General features: G+C 60.9%; 12 protein-coding genes and 1 tRNA gene. 7 read left to right on the forward strand and 6 right to left on the reverse strand.

The genetic code is table 11. From position 1 onward, the window contains the following. The 3 genes from VCK47_RS15090 to VCK47_RS15100 form a co-directional block, all read left to right on the forward strand. Positions 1-1,836: hypothetical protein (locus tag VCK47_RS15090; RefSeq protein ID WP_322892244.1), on the forward strand; the 1,836-nt coding region annotated here is incomplete at its 5' end. A 10-nt stretch (positions 1,837-1,846) separates the two neighbouring features. Then, positions 1,847-5,416, forward strand: a complete 3,570-nt coding sequence (locus VCK47_RS15095) for a hypothetical protein (protein ID WP_322892243.1) — start codon at positions 1,847-1,849, stop codon at positions 5,414-5,416. A 502-nt stretch (positions 5,417-5,918) separates the two neighbouring features. Continuing rightward, a complete protein-coding gene (locus VCK47_RS15100) occupies positions 5,919-6,512 on the forward strand; it encodes a hypothetical protein (protein ID WP_322892262.1) in 594 nt (197 codons plus the stop codon). A gap of 33 nt (positions 6,513-6,545) precedes the next feature. Here the strand turns inward: VCK47_RS15100 and VCK47_RS15105 are convergent, their stop codons facing one another. Continuing rightward, positions 6,546-9,824, reverse strand: a complete 3,279-nt coding sequence (locus VCK47_RS15105; RefSeq protein WP_322892261.1) for a glycoside hydrolase family 99-like domain-containing protein — start codon at positions 9,822-9,824, stop codon at positions 6,546-6,548. Positions 9,825-10,281: 457 nt separating this feature from the next. Here VCK47_RS15105 and VCK47_RS15110 point away from each other — a divergent pair. Further along, positions 10,282-11,432 (forward strand): IS3 family transposase gene (locus tag VCK47_RS15110; protein WP_416236632.1). Its coding sequence is split into 2 segments (ribosomal slippage): positions 10,282-10,531 and positions 10,531-11,432, totalling 1,152 coding nucleotides; the frame shifts between segments, so codons are not numbered across the junction. Positions 11,433-11,662: 230 nt separating this feature from the next. Here VCK47_RS15110 and VCK47_RS15115 read toward each other — a convergent pair. The 4 genes from VCK47_RS15115 to VCK47_RS15130 all read right to left on the reverse strand — a co-directional run bounded on the left by VCK47_RS15115 (position 11,663) and on the right by VCK47_RS15130 (position 15,360). After that, a tRNA-Arg gene (locus VCK47_RS15115) sits at positions 11,663-11,739 on the reverse strand. A gap of 60 nt (positions 11,740-11,799) precedes the next feature. Further along, on the reverse strand, positions 11,800-13,200 hold the full coding sequence (locus VCK47_RS15120) for a HAMP domain-containing sensor histidine kinase (RefSeq protein ID WP_322891664.1): 1,401 nt from the start codon (positions 13,198-13,200) through the stop codon (positions 11,800-11,802). A 15-nt stretch (positions 13,201-13,215) separates the two neighbouring features. Then, on the reverse strand, positions 13,216-14,634 hold the full coding sequence (locus VCK47_RS15125) for a dihydrolipoyl dehydrogenase family protein (protein WP_322891663.1): 1,419 nt from the start codon (positions 14,632-14,634) through the stop codon (positions 13,216-13,218). Positions 14,635-14,637: 3 nt separating this feature from the next. Beyond that, positions 14,638-15,360, reverse strand: coding sequence for a TVP38/TMEM64 family protein (locus VCK47_RS15130; RefSeq protein WP_322891662.1), 723 nt, complete (start codon positions 15,358-15,360; stop codon positions 14,638-14,640). 244 nt (positions 15,361-15,604) lie between these two features. On the opposite strand from VCK47_RS15130, the gene rpmH reads away from it, so the two are divergent. Genes rpmH through yidD form a run of 3 tightly spaced genes read left to right on the forward strand, consistent with a single transcriptional unit; the run spans position 15,605 to position 16,363 of the window. After that, positions 15,605-15,739, forward strand: coding sequence for a 50S ribosomal protein L34 (gene rpmH, locus VCK47_RS15135; RefSeq protein WP_007204042.1), 135 nt, complete (start codon positions 15,605-15,607; stop codon positions 15,737-15,739). Between the two features lie 22 nt (positions 15,740-15,761). Beyond that, positions 15,762-16,145: a ribonuclease P protein component gene (gene rnpA / locus VCK47_RS15140; protein ID WP_416236682.1), complete on the forward strand. Its 384-nt coding sequence runs from the start codon at positions 15,762-15,764 to the stop codon at positions 16,143-16,145. Then, the gene (gene yidD, locus VCK47_RS15145) at positions 16,142-16,363 is read left to right on the forward strand and encodes a membrane protein insertion efficiency factor YidD (RefSeq protein ID WP_322891660.1); all 222 of its coding nucleotides are present in this window, start codon (positions 16,142-16,144) and stop codon (positions 16,361-16,363) included. Before rnpA ends, yidD begins: the two co-directional genes overlap by 4 nt. Here the strand turns inward: yidD and VCK47_RS15150 are convergent. After that, complete coding sequence (locus VCK47_RS15150; RefSeq protein ID WP_322891705.1) at positions 16,360-16,899, reverse strand: DUF3833 family protein; 540 nt, start codon at positions 16,897-16,899, stop codon at positions 16,360-16,362. The genes yidD and VCK47_RS15150 overlap by 4 nt on opposite strands. Between the last annotated feature and the right edge of the window lie 53 nt (positions 16,900-16,952).

Below are 16,952 nucleotides of genomic sequence, written 5' to 3' on the forward strand. Positions count from 1 at the left end.
GCGATTGCGGTGGTGAAGTCGGCGGCACTGGGTGGCGCGGGCGCTGTGGGTGACGTGATCACCTATACATTCGACGTGACGAACACCGGCAATGTGACGCTGGCGGATGTGGCGGTCAGCGATCCGCTGCCCGGCCTGTCGGCGATCGCGCCGGCGGGCGTGGCGAGCCTTGCGCCGGGCGCCTCTGCGGCGTTCAGCGCGAGCTATGTGGTCACGCAGGCCGATGTGGATGCGGGCGGGGTGACGAACCTTGCGACAGCGACGGGCGATGACCCCGCGGGCGTGCCTGTGAGCGCGCAATCGGCGGCGGGCACGGATGCGGCCGGCGCGCCGGTGCCTCCGGGCGCGCAGACCCCCGGCACGCCGACTGTGGTGACACTGGCGCAGGATCCCGCGATTGCATTGGTCATCACTGTTGTCGATGTGATTGATAACAACGGCAATGCGATCACCGATGCCGGGGACCAGATTGTCTATAGTTTTGCTGTGACGAACGCGGGCAATGTGACGCTGACCGAGGTGACGATTGATCCGGCCAGTCTGAGCCTGCTTTTGCCGGGTTTCAGCTGCGAGACTGTATCGCTGGCGCCGGGTCAAACGGTGAACCTCGTTTGCGTCGGGACGACCTATACGGTCACCGAGGAAGATGGGACCAATGGCACGATCAGCCTGCTGGCCACGGTCAATGGAGTGGCCATGTCGTCAGGTGAGCCGGTGATTGTCAGTGACGTGGCCTCGGTGGCCAACGGGTTGAGTGGTGGTGGCCTTCTTCTGCGCAAGATGGCTGCGCGCAGCTCGGTCGCTGTCGGCGATCTGGTGGGCTATGAGTTGGAGATCGAAAACAGGTCCGATGTGCTGGCGGTCCAGCTTGATCTTGTTGACATATTGCCTGCGGGCTTCCGCTATCAGTCTGGCAGCGGGATGGTTGACGGTGTTGCACAAGAGCCTGCGGGTGCGGGTCAGCAATTGACGTGGCAGGCGATCCAACTGGCACCGATGCAAACTGTTGTCGTGCGCTATGATCTTTATGTCGGGCCGTCGGTCGGGGCTGGAGACCATACCAACCGTGCCGTGGGTGTGAACCCCGTCACGGGGGCTGCGATCACGCCTGTGGCGACAGCGACCGTGCGTCTGGTGACAGAACCGGTGTTCCAGTGTTCGACGGTGATCGGGCGTGTGTTCGACGACATCAACCATGACGGCTATTTCAATGACGAGCCTGTCGAGGATCGTGTCGCGATTACCGACCAGACCTATTACGGCGGCAAGGCGGGGGCATTGTCCCAGCCCGAGGCAACAGAGCCGCGTCGCGAGGTTGGTCTTGCGGGTGTCCGGCTGGTCACGCCGAACGGGATTGCGGTGACAACCGATGAACATGGCCGGTTCAGCCTGCCTTGTGCGGCCTTGCCGCGCGACATCGGGTCGAACCTCATGCTGCGGCTTGACGACCGGACTTTGCCTTTGGGGTATCGCATGACGACGGAGAATCCGCGCGTTGTGCGCCTGACGCCGGGGATGCTGACCAAGATGAACTTTGGCGCAGCCCAGATCCCGGTTGCACGCGTGGATCTGTCGGCCGGTGCGTTCAGCCAGTCCGGTGAACTGAGCCCGGAGTTGCAGGCAGGGTTGCAAAGCCTTGTCGGGCAGGTCGCGGCCCGGCCGTCGGTGATAAGGCTGAGCTATCAGGCTGCGGCGGGCGAAGCGGACAGCTTGGGCCATGCGCGGTTGCAGGCGGTCGAACAGCAAATCAGACGCTTGTGGTCTGACACCGGTCGGTATGCGCTGACAGTCGAAACGCTTGTCGAAAGACTTGCAGCGCCGGCTGGCCAGGAGTGAGGAAAGAGTGATGTTGAACAAGTTTGAAAAAGTGGCCCCGCGCGGCACTTTGGTCTCGGTCCTTGCACTGGCTGTCGGGTTGGGCGGCACGGCGGCATGGGCGCAAACGCCCAATTGCGCGCTTGTCGCGGGGGCGCTGCCTGCGGGCTGTGTGCATGACAACGCGGGGTTGGTTGTCAGCCGGCCCGGCCCGACGACGGCGGGGCACAGCTCTGCGGGCGATCTGGGGGCTGCGGGCTTTTCGATCTCGATCGATGGTGGGGCCACGACAGAGCGTCAGCATGTGGCAGGCGCCATTGCCGCCACGGACCGTCTGCGCCAGGTGGATCGCAGCCTGAGCCAGATGGGCCTGCGCGTGACGGTGGACAGGCTTGGCGCGCAGCCGGTCCTGAACGTGGCGACGATGGATTTGCGGCGCAGCTACCAGGCCGGAGATAGGATCACGTTCCGCAGTTCGACAAATTATCCTGCGTGGATTGACCGCGCCGAGATCATCGTTGTCGATCCGGCCGCGCCGCACAGGCCGGTCGCTGTTCTGCAGACCGCACCGAATGGCACGGTCGACTGGACCATGCCGGCGGATGGTCCCGAGAGAATGGCCTTTATCCTGCGCGCCTATGATGCCCAGGGGCGGCGCGACGAAACGGTCGCCTTGCCGCTTGTGCGCAGCGACGGCAGTCTTGCCGAGGCAGACCTGACCGAACCGGCCATCGCTGCAGGCGAAGGCGAGGACCGGACGGCACGGCGCGGCATTCCGGTGACGGGTGCCGTTGTGACTGTCTCTGGCAATGATTTGCCCGCGCGGGGCGGGTTGCGGCTGATGGGCGAACAGATCCAGCCGGATTTGCGGCGCAACTTCGTGATCCAGCGTATTCTGCCGCCAGGCACACATGATGTCACGATCAGTGCCGGTGCTGAAAGCCAGACCCAGACCGTGACAATCCCGCAGCGCGATATCTTTGCGACCGGTATCGCAGAGGTCACGCTGGGCCGCGATCTTGGCAATGACGAAACCTACCGTTTTGGCCGTGTGGCGGGCTTTGTCGATGGCGTCTTTGCCAACGGGACCCGTCTGCGCGCGTCGGTCGATACGCGTGACGATGAATTGCGCGATCTGTTCCGTGACGTCACCCGCCGCCATCCCGATCAGGTCCTGCGCCAGATCGAGGACCGCGATGTCTGGGTGACGACCGGTGACGACAGCCGGACGGAAAACCTTGCCCCGACCTCCGGCAAGCTGTTCTTGCGGCTGGAACGCGACAACAGCCATATCATGTGGGGCGATTTCCGGCCTGAAAGCGATCTGTCGCGTGTCGTGCGCACCGACCGGACGCTTTATGGCGCGTCCGGCCGGTGGGAAAGCGACGCCGTCACGCCCGATGGCGAGGCCCGCGCCGCGCTGAGCGGCTATGCCGCGCAGGTCGACCGGCTGACGCAGCGCGATATCTTCCGTGGCACGGGCGGCAGTTCCTATTTCCTGTCGCGCCGCGATATCGAATCCGGCACCGAAACGCTGATCGTCGAAGTGCGTGATCCTTTGTCGGGGCGGATCGTCTCGAGCAGCCGCCTGATCGAAGGGCGCGACTACCGGATCGATTATGTGCAAGGCGTCGTGATCCTGAACGCGCCGCTGAGCCCTTCGGCAGGCGGTCCGGGCTTGATCGCTGACCGGCCACTTGGCGACTATAACGTCAATCTGGTTGCGCAATATGACTATGTTCCCGCGGCGGGTGCCGCGCTTGCCGATACTTTCGGCGGGCGGGCCGAGGCGTGGATAACGCCGCAACTGCGGGTCGGGGCCAGCGGGGCGCGTGAGACCTCCGGTCTTGCCGACAACACGCTTGTCGGGGCCGATCTGTTGTTGCGCCGTCACGACGGCACCTATCTGTCCGTGGATATCGCCCAAAGCGAAGGGCCCGGATTGAACGCGCGCCCGTCGCTGACGGGTGGTCTGGATCTGGATGCTGACGAGGTTGCGGCCGGTCTGCGTGGCCGGCAAGCCTTGGGTGTCCGCGTCGAAGGGCGTCAGGATCTGGCGGATTTTGGCGGGCAGGGCTATGTGCTGGGCTGGTATGAAGACCGCGAGGCGGGCTTCTGGTCGCCCGACTACAATGCCGCCGAGGACCAGTCGAGCTATGGCATCGACGGCTCTGTCGGGGTTGGCCGCATGACGCTGACCTTCGGTGCCGAAGAGGCACGCCAGAACGCCGATCGCAGCGGGCAGAAAGCCCGTGTCGGCGTCGAGACCGCCTTGGGCAACGATCTGACGCTGGCGGTGGAGCTGGCGCATCTGGAGCGGCGCAATCTGGCCGCAACTGCGCCTGAGGGCGATAACGGATCGCGCACCGATCTGGGCGCACGCCTGACATGGGATGCGGCAGATGACGCAAGCTATTGGGTCTTTGGCCAGGGCAGCCTGCGCAACAGCGGCGATGTGGCAAGCGACAGCCGGATCGGCGCAGGTGCCGAGGTTGACCTGACCGACGCGATGGCGCTGTCCGCGCAGGTCTCGACAGGCGCGCAGGGGTTTGCCGGCACGGCTGATCTGTCCTACCGGCCCACGGCGGCTTCGACCTACCGGCTTGGGCTGCGTGAGGACGCGACCCAGGCGGCGGATCTGTTCGGGACCGGGCGGCGTGGCCTGACATTCGGGGCTGACCGTCAAATCAACGACGCTTGGGCGGTGACCACGGAAACCGTGATGGGCGGCCTGCGCGACCGGCGGTCGATGCTGAGCACCTATGGCGTCACCTATACGCCCAGCGATGCGCGCACCTATACGGTGGGCCTGCTGAGCGGGCAGACGCGCGAGGCGGATGGCACCAATGTCACGCGTGACGGCCTGTCCTTCGGTCTTGACCACAATTACGGCGAGGACCTGAACTACCGTCTGCGCACCGAATACCGCGAGGACCGGTCTGACAATCCCGCCCGCTTCACCCGCCGCGACTCGTGGCTGGTCAGCGGTGATATCACCTACCGGACAACGGATGACTGGCGGTTTGTCGGGGGTCTCGATCTGGTCCTGTCCCGCGGTGACGATGCGTCGCTGCGTGACGGACGCTATGTCGAAGGGCGTCTGGGCTATGCCTACCGTCCTGTCGACAACGACCGGCTGAACGCCTTGCTGGGCTACACTTTCCTTGACGACCAGCCCGGTGCCGATCAGGTCAATATTGATGGCGACGTGAACGGTCCGCGCCAGCAAAGCCATATCCTGAACGCAGCGCTGAGCTATGATCTGGACGAACGCTGGACGCTGGGCCTCAAATACGGCCTGCGCCAGCGCGAGCAGACCGACCGGATCAGCGGCGACAGCTTTGAATCGCTCAGCCACCTTGGCGTGGCCCGCGTTGATTACCGCATCGTGCAGAAATGGGACGTGATGGGCGAATTCCGCGCCTTCCACAACGACACGGCAGACACGACCGATTACGCAGCACTTCTGGGCGTCTACCGCGAAATCTCGCCCAATGCCCGGATCGGCGTCGGCTATCTGTGGGGCGCCGTCTCCGACGACCTGCGCACCATCGAAAACGCAAATGAAGGCGTCTTCGTCAACATCATCGGCAAGTTCTAGAACGCGCGCCGCTCTGCACAGCAGAGCGGCCCCTTTCGACCGGTCAGCTCAATCCGGCAGAGACACCCCCCCAAGCTGCGCGTTGCGTCAACTGGCGGGAAGGTCGCGTCGTTTCAGCGGCACTTTGAGCGAGAATTTCTTCCATCAACAGAGAACTGCAGACCGGCTGCGAGACGTGAGAGCAGCTTTTGAGGTGCATCGTCAGACGCAATTCGCCGATGTGGTTCGGCGGAAGTACGTCATGCAGGCGCGGGTGGGGTGGACCACCAGACGAGCGCGGCGTAAGCTCTACCTCTGATAGAATAAGTCTGTTGGCGCGGCGTACGCTGCGCGGGCGAGCCATCTATTAGCCGAAGGAAATGGAAGCACGCAGATCGCACGCCATCGGCGTGACTGATGCACGAGATCAGACAAGAGTGGTAGGCGTAAAGTAATGCGATGCGGCTCTTGCAAAAGAAAACCGAAGCGTCAGTAGAGGCGCAAACTTGAGGACCGCGGTAGCATGATAGTAGGAAAAGACTGGATCTGGCTTCATTTTCCGAAGTGCGGCGGAACGTCAGCAGAGGCGCTCCTTCGCAAAAACTTTGGCGACGATCCAGAAGTGAAGTTTGATGAAATAGACTACACAAATGTGATATGGCACCAGAACATCATTGATCGAAAGACGATTGACCAAGAGTTTTCTTCCGAGGGAAAGAGAATCGTCTGTATATTCAGGCGCCTGCCGGATTGGATTCTCAGCCGAGTCCATTATGAATTTTCTCGCCCACCAAATCTACTTGCTACTCGCGAAATGATTGAGTGTGGGCAATTCTTTGAAAATTCTGGGATGATTAATAGCGCTGATAAAACCTTTGACTACTACAACTCTCCAGAAGTGAACACTTGGCTTCGACTGGAAAGTCTACACACAGACTTTGAGAATTTTCTAGGCCAAGCCTTAGAGCCTCTTGACCGCTCATTGAATGAAAATAAGTTCAATTATGTTCGGAAAAGCGAGTTTTGGTTCACGCGCAATCAACTGGAAGATCTCTATAATGCTAATCCGAACTGGTCAGCCGCTGAACGGTTATGGTACGGGGACTGCCTAGTGTAAGTAATTCAGTGTTTGCATGAGCGAGCACGACGTTCAACCAACCGTTTCCACCGCAAACCCCTGCGTTTCGCACACGTTACAGAACAGACGCTCGATTGCATGGGCGCGGGTGCCGTCGGCCAAGCCACGCTCGATGTCGAAATCGTTGATCCGCAGCTTGAGAAGAGGCGCGATCGCGCGCGGATCGACCCAGAACATGGTGCCGGCGGCAAACCGGCCGGTGACGAAGGGGATGCCGATTTCTGTTGAAATCGCATCGACGATCTCCTGATTGCTCTGCATGTTTCTGGCATCATGGGCCAGCATCGCGGCTGTCGGTGCGATCAGGCCAAGGCGGTCATCGGCATCAAAGCGGGTCATCAGGTCGGCATTGATCAGCGACCCGAAAAGCTGCTGGCGCAGGGTGTCGCCATCGACGCGGTAGACCGATTTCTTGCCATGCACCTTGCAGACTGCGCGATAGCCAAGATGGGCAATGCGCTGCATGGTCAACAGAAACGGGCGCACATCGCGACCACGGTTGTCGACAAGCTCGACAATGGCCGACGGCATATCGGCCACGATGGTGCGGGCAAGGTCGATACTGGTGACCGTCACATAAACGTCGATCTGTGGCAGGGCCGCGATCGCGTCTCTTAGTTCGGGCCATGTATCTGCATAGTGCAGATGGGCCACAACGGCAAAGCGGGCCGTGGTTGTGTCGGGGATGGCAGGGCGCAGGACGCTGCCCGCATCCTTGGGATAGTTGCTGATGACCGATCTTGTCGCTTCGAGATAGCCGAACCCGTGCTTTTGATCCGGCTCCAGATGCGTGCCTTCGGCCCATTCATTCCACGCGTTGATAAAGACCAGCCGTTCGTCATCGCTGCGTCGGGGGTCTTTGGCTGCGCGTTCGACGTTGGATGATAGCCATTGTGCGTATCGGGTCAGGCTGAAATCTGTAAAGACAGATGCCCGAAGGTTGCGTCTTGCCGTATTGTCCCAAGACAACATGCAGGTTCTGAACAGCGTATAATCCGGTTCATCCTGTCTTGTCGCGGTGCTGACGACCTCGGGGTATTCATAGATCCCGCCCTGAAAATCCTTGGCCAGACGCGGGATCAGGCCACTGACCTCGCGGGGGGTGATGTTATGCGGCGGGAATTCGATAGCGGCATCAAGACCCAGATCTCTGGGGTCGGCATGTCCGAATGTCTGCGCAGAGACGACATAAAGATCGCCCAGCCCCATACGCTTGGCCTCGGCCCGCCACATTTTGAGCGTTTCGGCGAAATCGGGGATCAGCGTCGCGCGATAAATGATGAACAGCGGTTTGCCATTCACCCGGATATAGCGGTCGTCCTCCATGAACTTGCGCAAATATTCCAGCATCGCACTGGAATCGTCGAGCGAATGGTCCTGCGCGATCAGCACTTCCTGATCCTGCCCGTCCCAGCGGCGCGTCCAGTTCTCGTTCGCCCAGATCATGCAGAAGGGCAGATCGACCTCTGGGTCGGCCAGCATCGCCTCCAGCGGGGTTTCCATCAAAAGCTGTCCGGCGAACCAGTAGAAATAATAGGCGAACCCCGAGACGCCGTAGTTGCGGGCCAGTCTGGCCTGTTCTTGCATGATCTGCGGAACCCGAAGATCGTAATAGCCAAGATGGATCGGGCAGTGCGGCTGGTAGTGTCCCGGAAACAAGGGCCGCGCCTTGCCCACGTTGGTCCATTCGGTGAACCCCTTGCCCCACCATTCGTCATTCTGCGCGAAAGGGTGGAACTGCGGCAGGTAGAAGGCAATGGCACGGACAGCGGCGTCGATCGGGTCGTGGTCGGCGTATGTCACAAAGTCTTCGCTGACGGTGGAATAGGGCACCACCGGAATACTGCGGTCATCATTCGATATGCCAAAAGGCGGAACCACGCCCGCGACCGGTGTATAGGTCGGCCATTCATCGTCTTGGGCGGCCGCGGGTTGGACACGCAACGACACGGCGGGCATGACCAAACGATCCGGCCACCATTTCTTGGGACGGTTCCGCCGTTTGCGCAAGCTGTTCGACCACCGCCGAAGATGGCGCGTCATGCGCCACCATTTGCTGCCTAGCAGGTCATTGGCCACGTTGATCACATGCGCGAGATGATGGTTCAGTTCATTGGCGCAAAGCTCGCTTGCCTCGAGTCGCGAGACAAGTTCACGCATTTCCTCTTGCGCGGCCGCCGTATCGAGGGTCGCCTTGTCCTGGGCCTCTTGCAGGGCGCGTTGAGCCTCGTCGATTGCTGCACGCAGTTCACTGCAATAGTGTTCCATCGACCCCAGCTTTGCGACAAGCTCGCGCCGTTCCTCCTGCGCTGCGGTCGTCTCCAAAGCGGCGTTCTGATGGGCCGCTTCCAGCGCGCTTTGTGCGTCTTCGATCGCGTCACGCAGTTCATCGGCGCGGCGTTCGCTGGCGGCAAGTTTCAAGGCAAGCTCGTGCCTGTCCTGTTGGGCCGCGGCAATATCCAGCGCCGCTTTCTCTCTTGTGTCCTGCAGGGCTTTTTGGGCGCTTTCGACCTCCTGCCGCAGGGCAAGGGCTTGCTTTGCGGCCTCTTTTTGGAGCGCCTCGGCGGCGTAGGGTTGCAGCGGACTCGTGGAGATTTCATAGGCAGAATGCGGGATCTCGGGCAGATCCGCGTCACTTGCCACGATAAGATCATAGCGCGCTTCTGGAATGCCGGTCCGGACGCCCGTGCCGGCAAAGAAGTGGAAAGGGCCGGTGTCGGTATCATGAGCGATCAGCGATGCAGCGCTCAGTTTCTGGCCATAGTGCTTGGTCTTGGCAAAATAGCGGTCGACGAGCGCGACAAACTCTTCCGTATAAAGCTCTCTGAGATGAAAGCGGTTTGTATAGCGGGGTTTGTCGGAATACTCGAGTTTATTGGGGCTTGAGATCAGCAAAAGCCCGTTGGGTCGCAGCACGCGGCGCAATTCCTGCATCATGCGATCGTGGTCGACAAGATGCTCGATCGTCTCGAACGAGACGACCATATCGACCGATGCATCCGGAAGCGGTATGTCAGTCGCGCTTCCGACCCGGAAGAAAATTCTGGGATCCGTGTAGTGCGCCTTTGCATGTGCGACAGCGTCGGGGCTGATATCGATCCCCACGACCGATTTCGCGGTGGCGGCCAGTATGTCGGATCCGTAACCTTCACCGCAGGCGAGATCGAGCACGTCACGCCCCGCTGTCAGTGTCCGTGCCAGTTGATACCGGTGAAGGTGCTCAAGCTCGATCGTACCTTCAAATTCGGTAAGATAGCGCTCTCCATCAGGGGGGAGTTTACTTGATGACATCAGAGTTTCCTTCTGGCCTTTTGTATCTGACCTGTGGCGGAAACAACCTTTGGATGCAAGTTGGCAGTCGTCAATAGTCCTGTTAAAGTTGAAAAACGCCGCGACTGCCTTTTTGCCGCGCCGGGGGGCGGGGTTTTTGCCCCGGGTGTCTCTGACATGCAGTGAGCACTTTGTCGTCAGTAAATCATGGAAATTCCTGACCTTTGCACCCTGAGCAGGCCATATTCCAGATGCCCCGGTTCATGACGACACGATTGCGGCTGCAATCATAAGGCGTATTGTTCTGTCGGTTCGGGGTGGGTGCTCTTTAACAGCCCGTCATACCACCGCGATCGGAATGGTCCTTACCGCAGCGACGAAGCCAGACAGGAAGGCGACATCGCCACAGTGGTCAGCATGAATAGCCCCTAGATTTGTAGAGGCCTTGCTTGGTAATTTTGGAAGCAAGGAGGACGAGATGTCCGCAAACAAATTCACAGACGAGTTCAAGCGCGATGCAGTGGCCCAAGTCGAGGATCGGGGTTACCCGGTGCGCGAGGTGGCCGAGCGATTGGGCGTCAGCACGAAGTCGATCTATACTTGGCAGAAGCTGTTTTCGCGCCCAGCGAAGGTGATCAAAGAAGTGGATGCGCAGGCCGACGAGATCCGCAGGCTCAAGCGTGATCTTGCCAGAGTGACGGAGGAACGGGACATCTTAAAAAAGGCGACCGCATACTTCGCCAGGGAATCCCGGTGAGGTATGCGTTCATTGCGGAGAACCGGCTGATCTTTGCGGTCCGGGCGATGTGCCGGATGCTGCTTGTTCATCCCAGCGGCTTCTATGCGTGGCTGCGCGAACCCCTTTCCCAACGGGCGCTGGAGGATCAGCGTCAAACCGTGCTGCTGAAGCAGGCCTGGGATGACAGCGGCGAGGTGTATGGATACCGCAAGCTGCATGATGATCTGTGCGACCTCGGCGAAGACATCAGCCCCAACCGGGCGTGGCGGTTGGCCCGTCTGGCGGGCATAAGGGCCCAGATTGGTTACAAAAAGAAGCCGGGCTCTTACGGTGGCAGCCCTGCTGTCGTGGCGGCCAATACCCTAAACCGGGAGTTCGATGTCGATGCCCCTGACCAGTTCTGGGTCACGGACATTACCTATATTCGCACCCATGAGGGGTTCCTGTATCTGGCCGTCGTGATCGATTTGTTTTCCAGGCGGGTGATCGGTTGGTCGATGCAGGGCCGCACCTATGCCGACCTGCCGCTGCAAGCCCTGCTCATGGCCGTCTGGCGGCGCAAACCAAAGACCAAGGTCCACGTGCATTCTGACCAAGGTTCCCAGTTCACCAGCTATGAGTGGCAGGAGTTCCTCGAACAGCACAATCTGCTCCCCAGCATGAGCCGCCGTGGCAACTGCTGGGACAATGCTGTCGTCGAGAGCTTCTTCAACTTGCTGAAACGCGAACGCATCCGGCGCAGAAAGTATAAAACCCGCGAAGAAGCCCGCCGCGACGTGTTCGACTACATCGAGTTTTTCTACAACCCGCAGCGCAAACACGTTAGGAACGGAATGCTGTCACCGATCGCCTTCGAACAGCAGCAGAAACTGAAACTGCAAGGCGTCTAGCAAACTAGGGGCTATTCAGCAACAGGTTTCCCGACAGATGCACAGACCAAGGCGATCAAAGACGACGCCTCGTGCCGCGATCCTGCGCGCCAGAATGTCTCGACCAGCATAGTGCTGGCCATTCGACACATGTTCAGGATGAATTACGGTAAGCCGACTGTTGCAAACCGCCCTGCACCGGGTGGCAATCTGCCCGAAAAATGGAGAGATTTCAGTGCCAGAGTGGCTAATGGCGGACTGGGGAGGATTCGAACCCCCGACCCCTTGATTCGTAGTCAAGTACTCTATCCAACTGAGCTACCAATCCGCGTGAGGCTGGATTTAGACTCAGGGGCTGGATGATGCAAGGGGCAAAACAGATTTCTTGTCATTGCGTTGTATCTGCCAGCGCGAGGTCGGCTTTTGGCAGCTGGATGACGAACGTCGTGCCCTTGTCACTGGTGTCCCGCAGCTCCAGTCGACCGCCATGGCCACGGATCAGGTCGGCGGCAATCACAAGGCCGAGGCCCGCGCCACCCTTGCGCACGCCGCCCTGGAAAGGCTGGAACAGGTGCTCGCGCGCCTTCTGGGGCATGCCGGGGCCTGTGTCGCGGACCGTCAGGCGCCAGACTAGTTCATCCTCATCCGCGTGCAGGCCGATCTCGCCGGGCTCGCCCGTGGCCATGATCGCCTGACGGGCATTGCGCACAAGGTTGAAGATCACGCGGTAAAGCTGTTCGCCATCCGCGCGCAGGGTCATCGTGGCGGGGATGTCCTCGGCAAAGGACAGCGGGTAATCGCCTGCGGCCAGCCGTTCGCTGTCGACGACATCCTCGACGATGCGCGACAGGTTCACGCGGGCAAGGGCAGGGGCCGGTTCATCAACGCGGCCAAAGGCAAGCGTGGTTTCGCACAGGTTTACCGCGCGGGTGATGGAATTGACCAGTTTGGGGGCCATCCGTTTGACCAGCGGGTCGTCCGATCCGCCGATCCGGTCGGTGAAGAGTTGCGCCGAAGTCATGATGTTGCGCAAATCATGGCTGACCTTGGCGACAGCGCCGCCAAGCTGGGCCAGCCGTTCTTTCTGCCGCAGCGCGCCCGTCAGCTGGGTCTGCATCACTTGCAGCGCAACTTCTGCGTCGCGCAATTCGCGCACGCGGGCAGTGGGGGTGATGATCTGGCGGGCATCCTCGGGGGCTTTGGCGTAATTCTGCATATGGGCCACAACGCCCTTGATCGGGCGCACCAGCAGGATCTGGACTGAAAAGAACAACAGGCTGGCCGTGACGACCGAGATGAAGGCTGACAGGATCAGGATGTTGCGCCCGTATTCCCGCATCGCCGCCTGCAAGGGGCGTTCGTCCATCGTGATCTCGATCAACTGGCCACCGTCGCGCACCGGATTCCCGATGACGCGGATGATCCGGTCTTCTGATTGCAGCAAGGTGCGCAAGGCATCGCCCACAAGCGTCACCCCCGACGGGTCGCGCATGTCATAGGTGGTCGCAATGGGCGCAGGCAGCTTGGACGACAGCGCCAGTTGGCGGATTTCATCGCGCCGCAGCACGACGTTGTAGACTTCGGCGTTCTGCAGCAGCTCTGCTTCCAGCTCGGGGCTGATCATGGCGTCCACCTCGGCGGCAAGGGACGCGATCTGCGCCCGTTCCAGCCGGGCAAGCAGATAATCCTCGCGGAACCGCGCGACCGAGGGGACGAAAATGAAGATTTCCGCGATCATCACGAAGATGATTGTCAGGATCAGAAATCGCCCTGAAAGAGAATTGACCATCGTCCCTCGCTGAGGTCAGGGCAACCAACGCTGCACAAGACCGACAACCCGCTTTACAGTGGGGTTTTCAAAAAGTCTTGGGCTAAAATAAGCACCTGCAGCGCGTTTGTTAACCTCGCTTACCGTGGGATATGGCAGGACTGTCTGTGCGATAGCGGACATTTTCATCCCGTTGGCGATGGCCATGGCCCACATGCCGATCAACTCGCCCGCCATATGGCCTGCCATCGACACGCCCACAGGGCGTCCTTTGACGACCATCACCTTGACCAGCCCCTTGGTTTTGCGTTCGGCGATCAGGCGGTCGTTGTGGTGGAAATCGAACCGCACCACTTCGAGCTTGGGGCCATATTTCTTTCGGGCCTGCGCCTCTGTCAGACCGACCTGCGCCAGTTCGGGGTCGGTATAGCTGGCCCAAGGAATATGGTCGGTGCGCTGCTTGGACGGCAGTGCGAACAGAAGCGACCGGATCAGCACGCTGGCGTGATAGCCCGCGACATGGGTGAACTGCAGCCCGCCTGCCACGTCACCGGCGGCATAAACCCGCCGATTGGTCACCGATCGCAGGTTGGGCCCGACCTTGAGGCCCTTGCGGTCATAGGCAACGCCGCCTTTTTCCAGATCCAGCTTGTCGGTGTTGACCTTGCGTCCCACCGCGATCAGCAGATGGGTGCCGGTCACATCACCCTTGGGGGTGTGGACGGTGATCTTGCCGTCTGACTGGCTGACCTTTTCGGCCTGCGCGTCTTCCATGATGACCACGCCTTCCTCGCGCAGCGTATCAAGAACGATCGCTGCGGTTTCGGGGTCGTCCTTGCCGAAGGCCTTGGCACCTTCGACCACGGTCACCTGACAGCCCAGCCGCCGGTGCGCCTGTGCCAGTTCCATGCCGATGGGGCCACCACCGATGATGATCAGGTGGTCGGGCTTTTCGCGCAGATCGAAGATGGTCTCGTTGGTGTGATAGGGCACATCCGCCAGCCCCGGGATCGGTGGGACCAGCGGGCCGGACCCTGTCGCCACCACAAAACGCCGTGCGGTGATGATCGTGTCACCAGCCTGCACCTCGGTTTTCGAGATGAAGCGCCCGTAGTCCTGAATGACATGCACGCCCAACCCTTCGAACCGTTCGACGCTGTCGACGGGCGCGATGGTGGCGATCACGTCGGCCACATGGTCCTTGGCGGCGGCGTAATCGACTGATGGGTCAACTGCACCGATTCCGTATTTCGCGCCATGCCCCATCGCATAGGCCTGCTTGGCCGAGGCGATCAGCGCTTTGGACGGCACGCAGCCGTAGTTCAGGCAATCGCCGCCCATCTTGTGCCCTTCGATCAGCACGACCTTGGCGCCCATCTGGACCGCCCCCGCCGCGACCGACAACCCGCCTGATCCGGCGCCGATGATGCAGATATCCGTTGTGATCCGGTTCATGGGTTAAAGACCTTTCTTGCCGCGCAGGGCCTTGATCAGGATGGGCAGCGCCGCCAGAACGCAGAGCCCGAGAATGGGGAAAAGGATGGCCGGCTCGAAGATGATGCCGAGATTCGGGGTCTCGCCGCGTGCAAAGACCTCGCCCAGACCCGCGCCGACCGATGTATAGACAACGCCCCCGGGGATGATCCCCAGAAAGGTGGTGATCGCAAAGCGCGACAGCGGCACGCCGACCAGCGCGGGCACCAGATTGGCCACAAAGAACGGCACCGCAGGCACCAGCCGGATCAGGAACAGCATTTCCCACTGGTTGGCGTCGATCCCGTCCTTGATCCGTTTCACGGTACCCTCGGATGTGTCCATCCGCGCGGCCAGCTTGTCGCCAAGGCCCCAGCGCGCAGCCTGAAAGATGATGACCGCGCCCAGTGTCGCCCCGATCACGTTGAACAAGGCGCCCGGAAAGGTCGCGAACAAAAAGCCGCCCGTCAGTGTGGCGATGGTCGCGCCGGGTAGTGAAAAGGCCACGATCACGACATAGGCCGCGATAAAGGCCAGCACCGTGCCAAGGTAGTTGGCGTCTCGAAATGCCAGCAGCGCCTCGCGGTTGTCGGACAGGGCCTGGAACGACAGATAGTCGCGCAGCAGGAACGCACCGGCGAGGGCGGCAACAAGGATAATGATCAGCGGCAGCTTGCGCAGGATCGGGTTGGCCTTGGCGTCGGTCATGGATGTTCTTTCGGTTTTGCAGCAGTCACGACGCTAGATGCATGCTTCGTACCGCCCGCGATACCCACCTCACGCCGCATTGATGCAAACCGCGCAGATGTTTCAGTCGCAAGGCCAAGAATCTTGTCCCGGTGACCGGTCAAGCGCGTTGACAGCACCCGACGCCCCCTCTAAGGAGCAGGTCTGACATGTAATACGGCTTCGAATCCTGCCTTGGATTTGGCCTTCAACCGGAGGACACGCGATGAAGCGTACGTTCCAACCATCCAACCGGGTTCGCAAGAACCGCCACGGCTTTCGCGCACGTATGGCGACCAAAGCAGGTCGCAAGATCCTGAACGCACGCCGCGCCAAGGGCCGTGCAAAGCTGAGCGCGTAAGCGCTTTCACGTCTTGAGCGTTTTGAAACCGCCGGCTGAGCCTGACACGGGCGCTCCGGCGGTTTCCGTTTGTCTGACGGTCCTGACCAAACGGGCCGACTTTGTGCGCGCCTCCCATGCGTTGCGGCAAGGCACGCCCGGTATCCACCTGCAGGCCCGCAAACGCGCCGAGGGCGAGGCGGCGGGCATCCGCGTTGGCTACACCTGTTCCAAGAAGGTCGGCAATGCCGTGGCCCGCAACCGTGCCAAGCGTCGTTTGCGCGAAGTTGCTAGGCTGGTCCTGCCCGCGCATGGGCGTGACGGTTGGGACTATGTGCTTGTCGGACGGCATGCGCTGACGGCATCCTTGCCCTTTGACGCGCTTGTCGCCGACCTGCGGCGCGCCTTGCGAAAGGTCCATACATGACGCCCTTTGCCTATGTCCTGTCCTTGCCTGTGCGCGCCTATCGGCTGATCTTTTCGCCGTGGGTCGGGTTCAACTGCCGCTATCATCCCACCTGTTCGGCCTATGCGCTGGAAGCGCTGGAAAAACACGGCGCGATCAAGGGGGGCTGGCTCGCGTTCCGGCGCATCCTGCGCTGCCACCCTTGGGGGCGCAGCGGTATCGACAACGTGCCGGATTAATCCAGCTTTTCGAACGAAATGGTGACCGTGCCGATATCGAACCCGAAGCGTTTGACATAAGCAAGGTTCAGCAAGCGGTCGTCGGCCAACAGCCACATCCAGTCATCGAAGGTCACGCGCAGCGTCTCGGCGGTGCCGTCGGCTGATGGCACGGGCAGGTCGATTTCATATTGCCAGTTGAACCTGTCGCCCTGTTCCAGCCCTGTCGCCGTGCCGATGACGCCGGGGGCTGTACCTTCCCAACTGTCGGGGCCGGTCTTGACCAGCGTCCAGATGCGCTGCTCGGTCGATCCGTCCTCATAGACGAAATCTTCGACCAGCCGCAGGCGTTCGCCGTCCCAGTCGCCCGCGATGGTCACGACGAAACTGCGCCGCACGGTGCCAAGGATGTCCTGAAACTGGCCATAAGCCACCAGATCGCCGTCGAAGAATTCTTCGAGGTTGAGCTGTCGGTCGCTAAGGGCAGGGTCGTCGAATGACGGCTTGCCCGTGCAGGCGGCCAGAAACATGAGGGCGGCAAGGGCGATCAGGCGCATCATTCACTCCGTCTTTTTCCTGATACGGCCCGCGGGCCTGTTCGGATGCCTCT

It is taken from the genome of Yoonia sp. 72 (assembly GCF_034652275.1).
Classification (GTDB): domain Bacteria; phylum Pseudomonadota; class Alphaproteobacteria; order Rhodobacterales; family Rhodobacteraceae; genus Yoonia.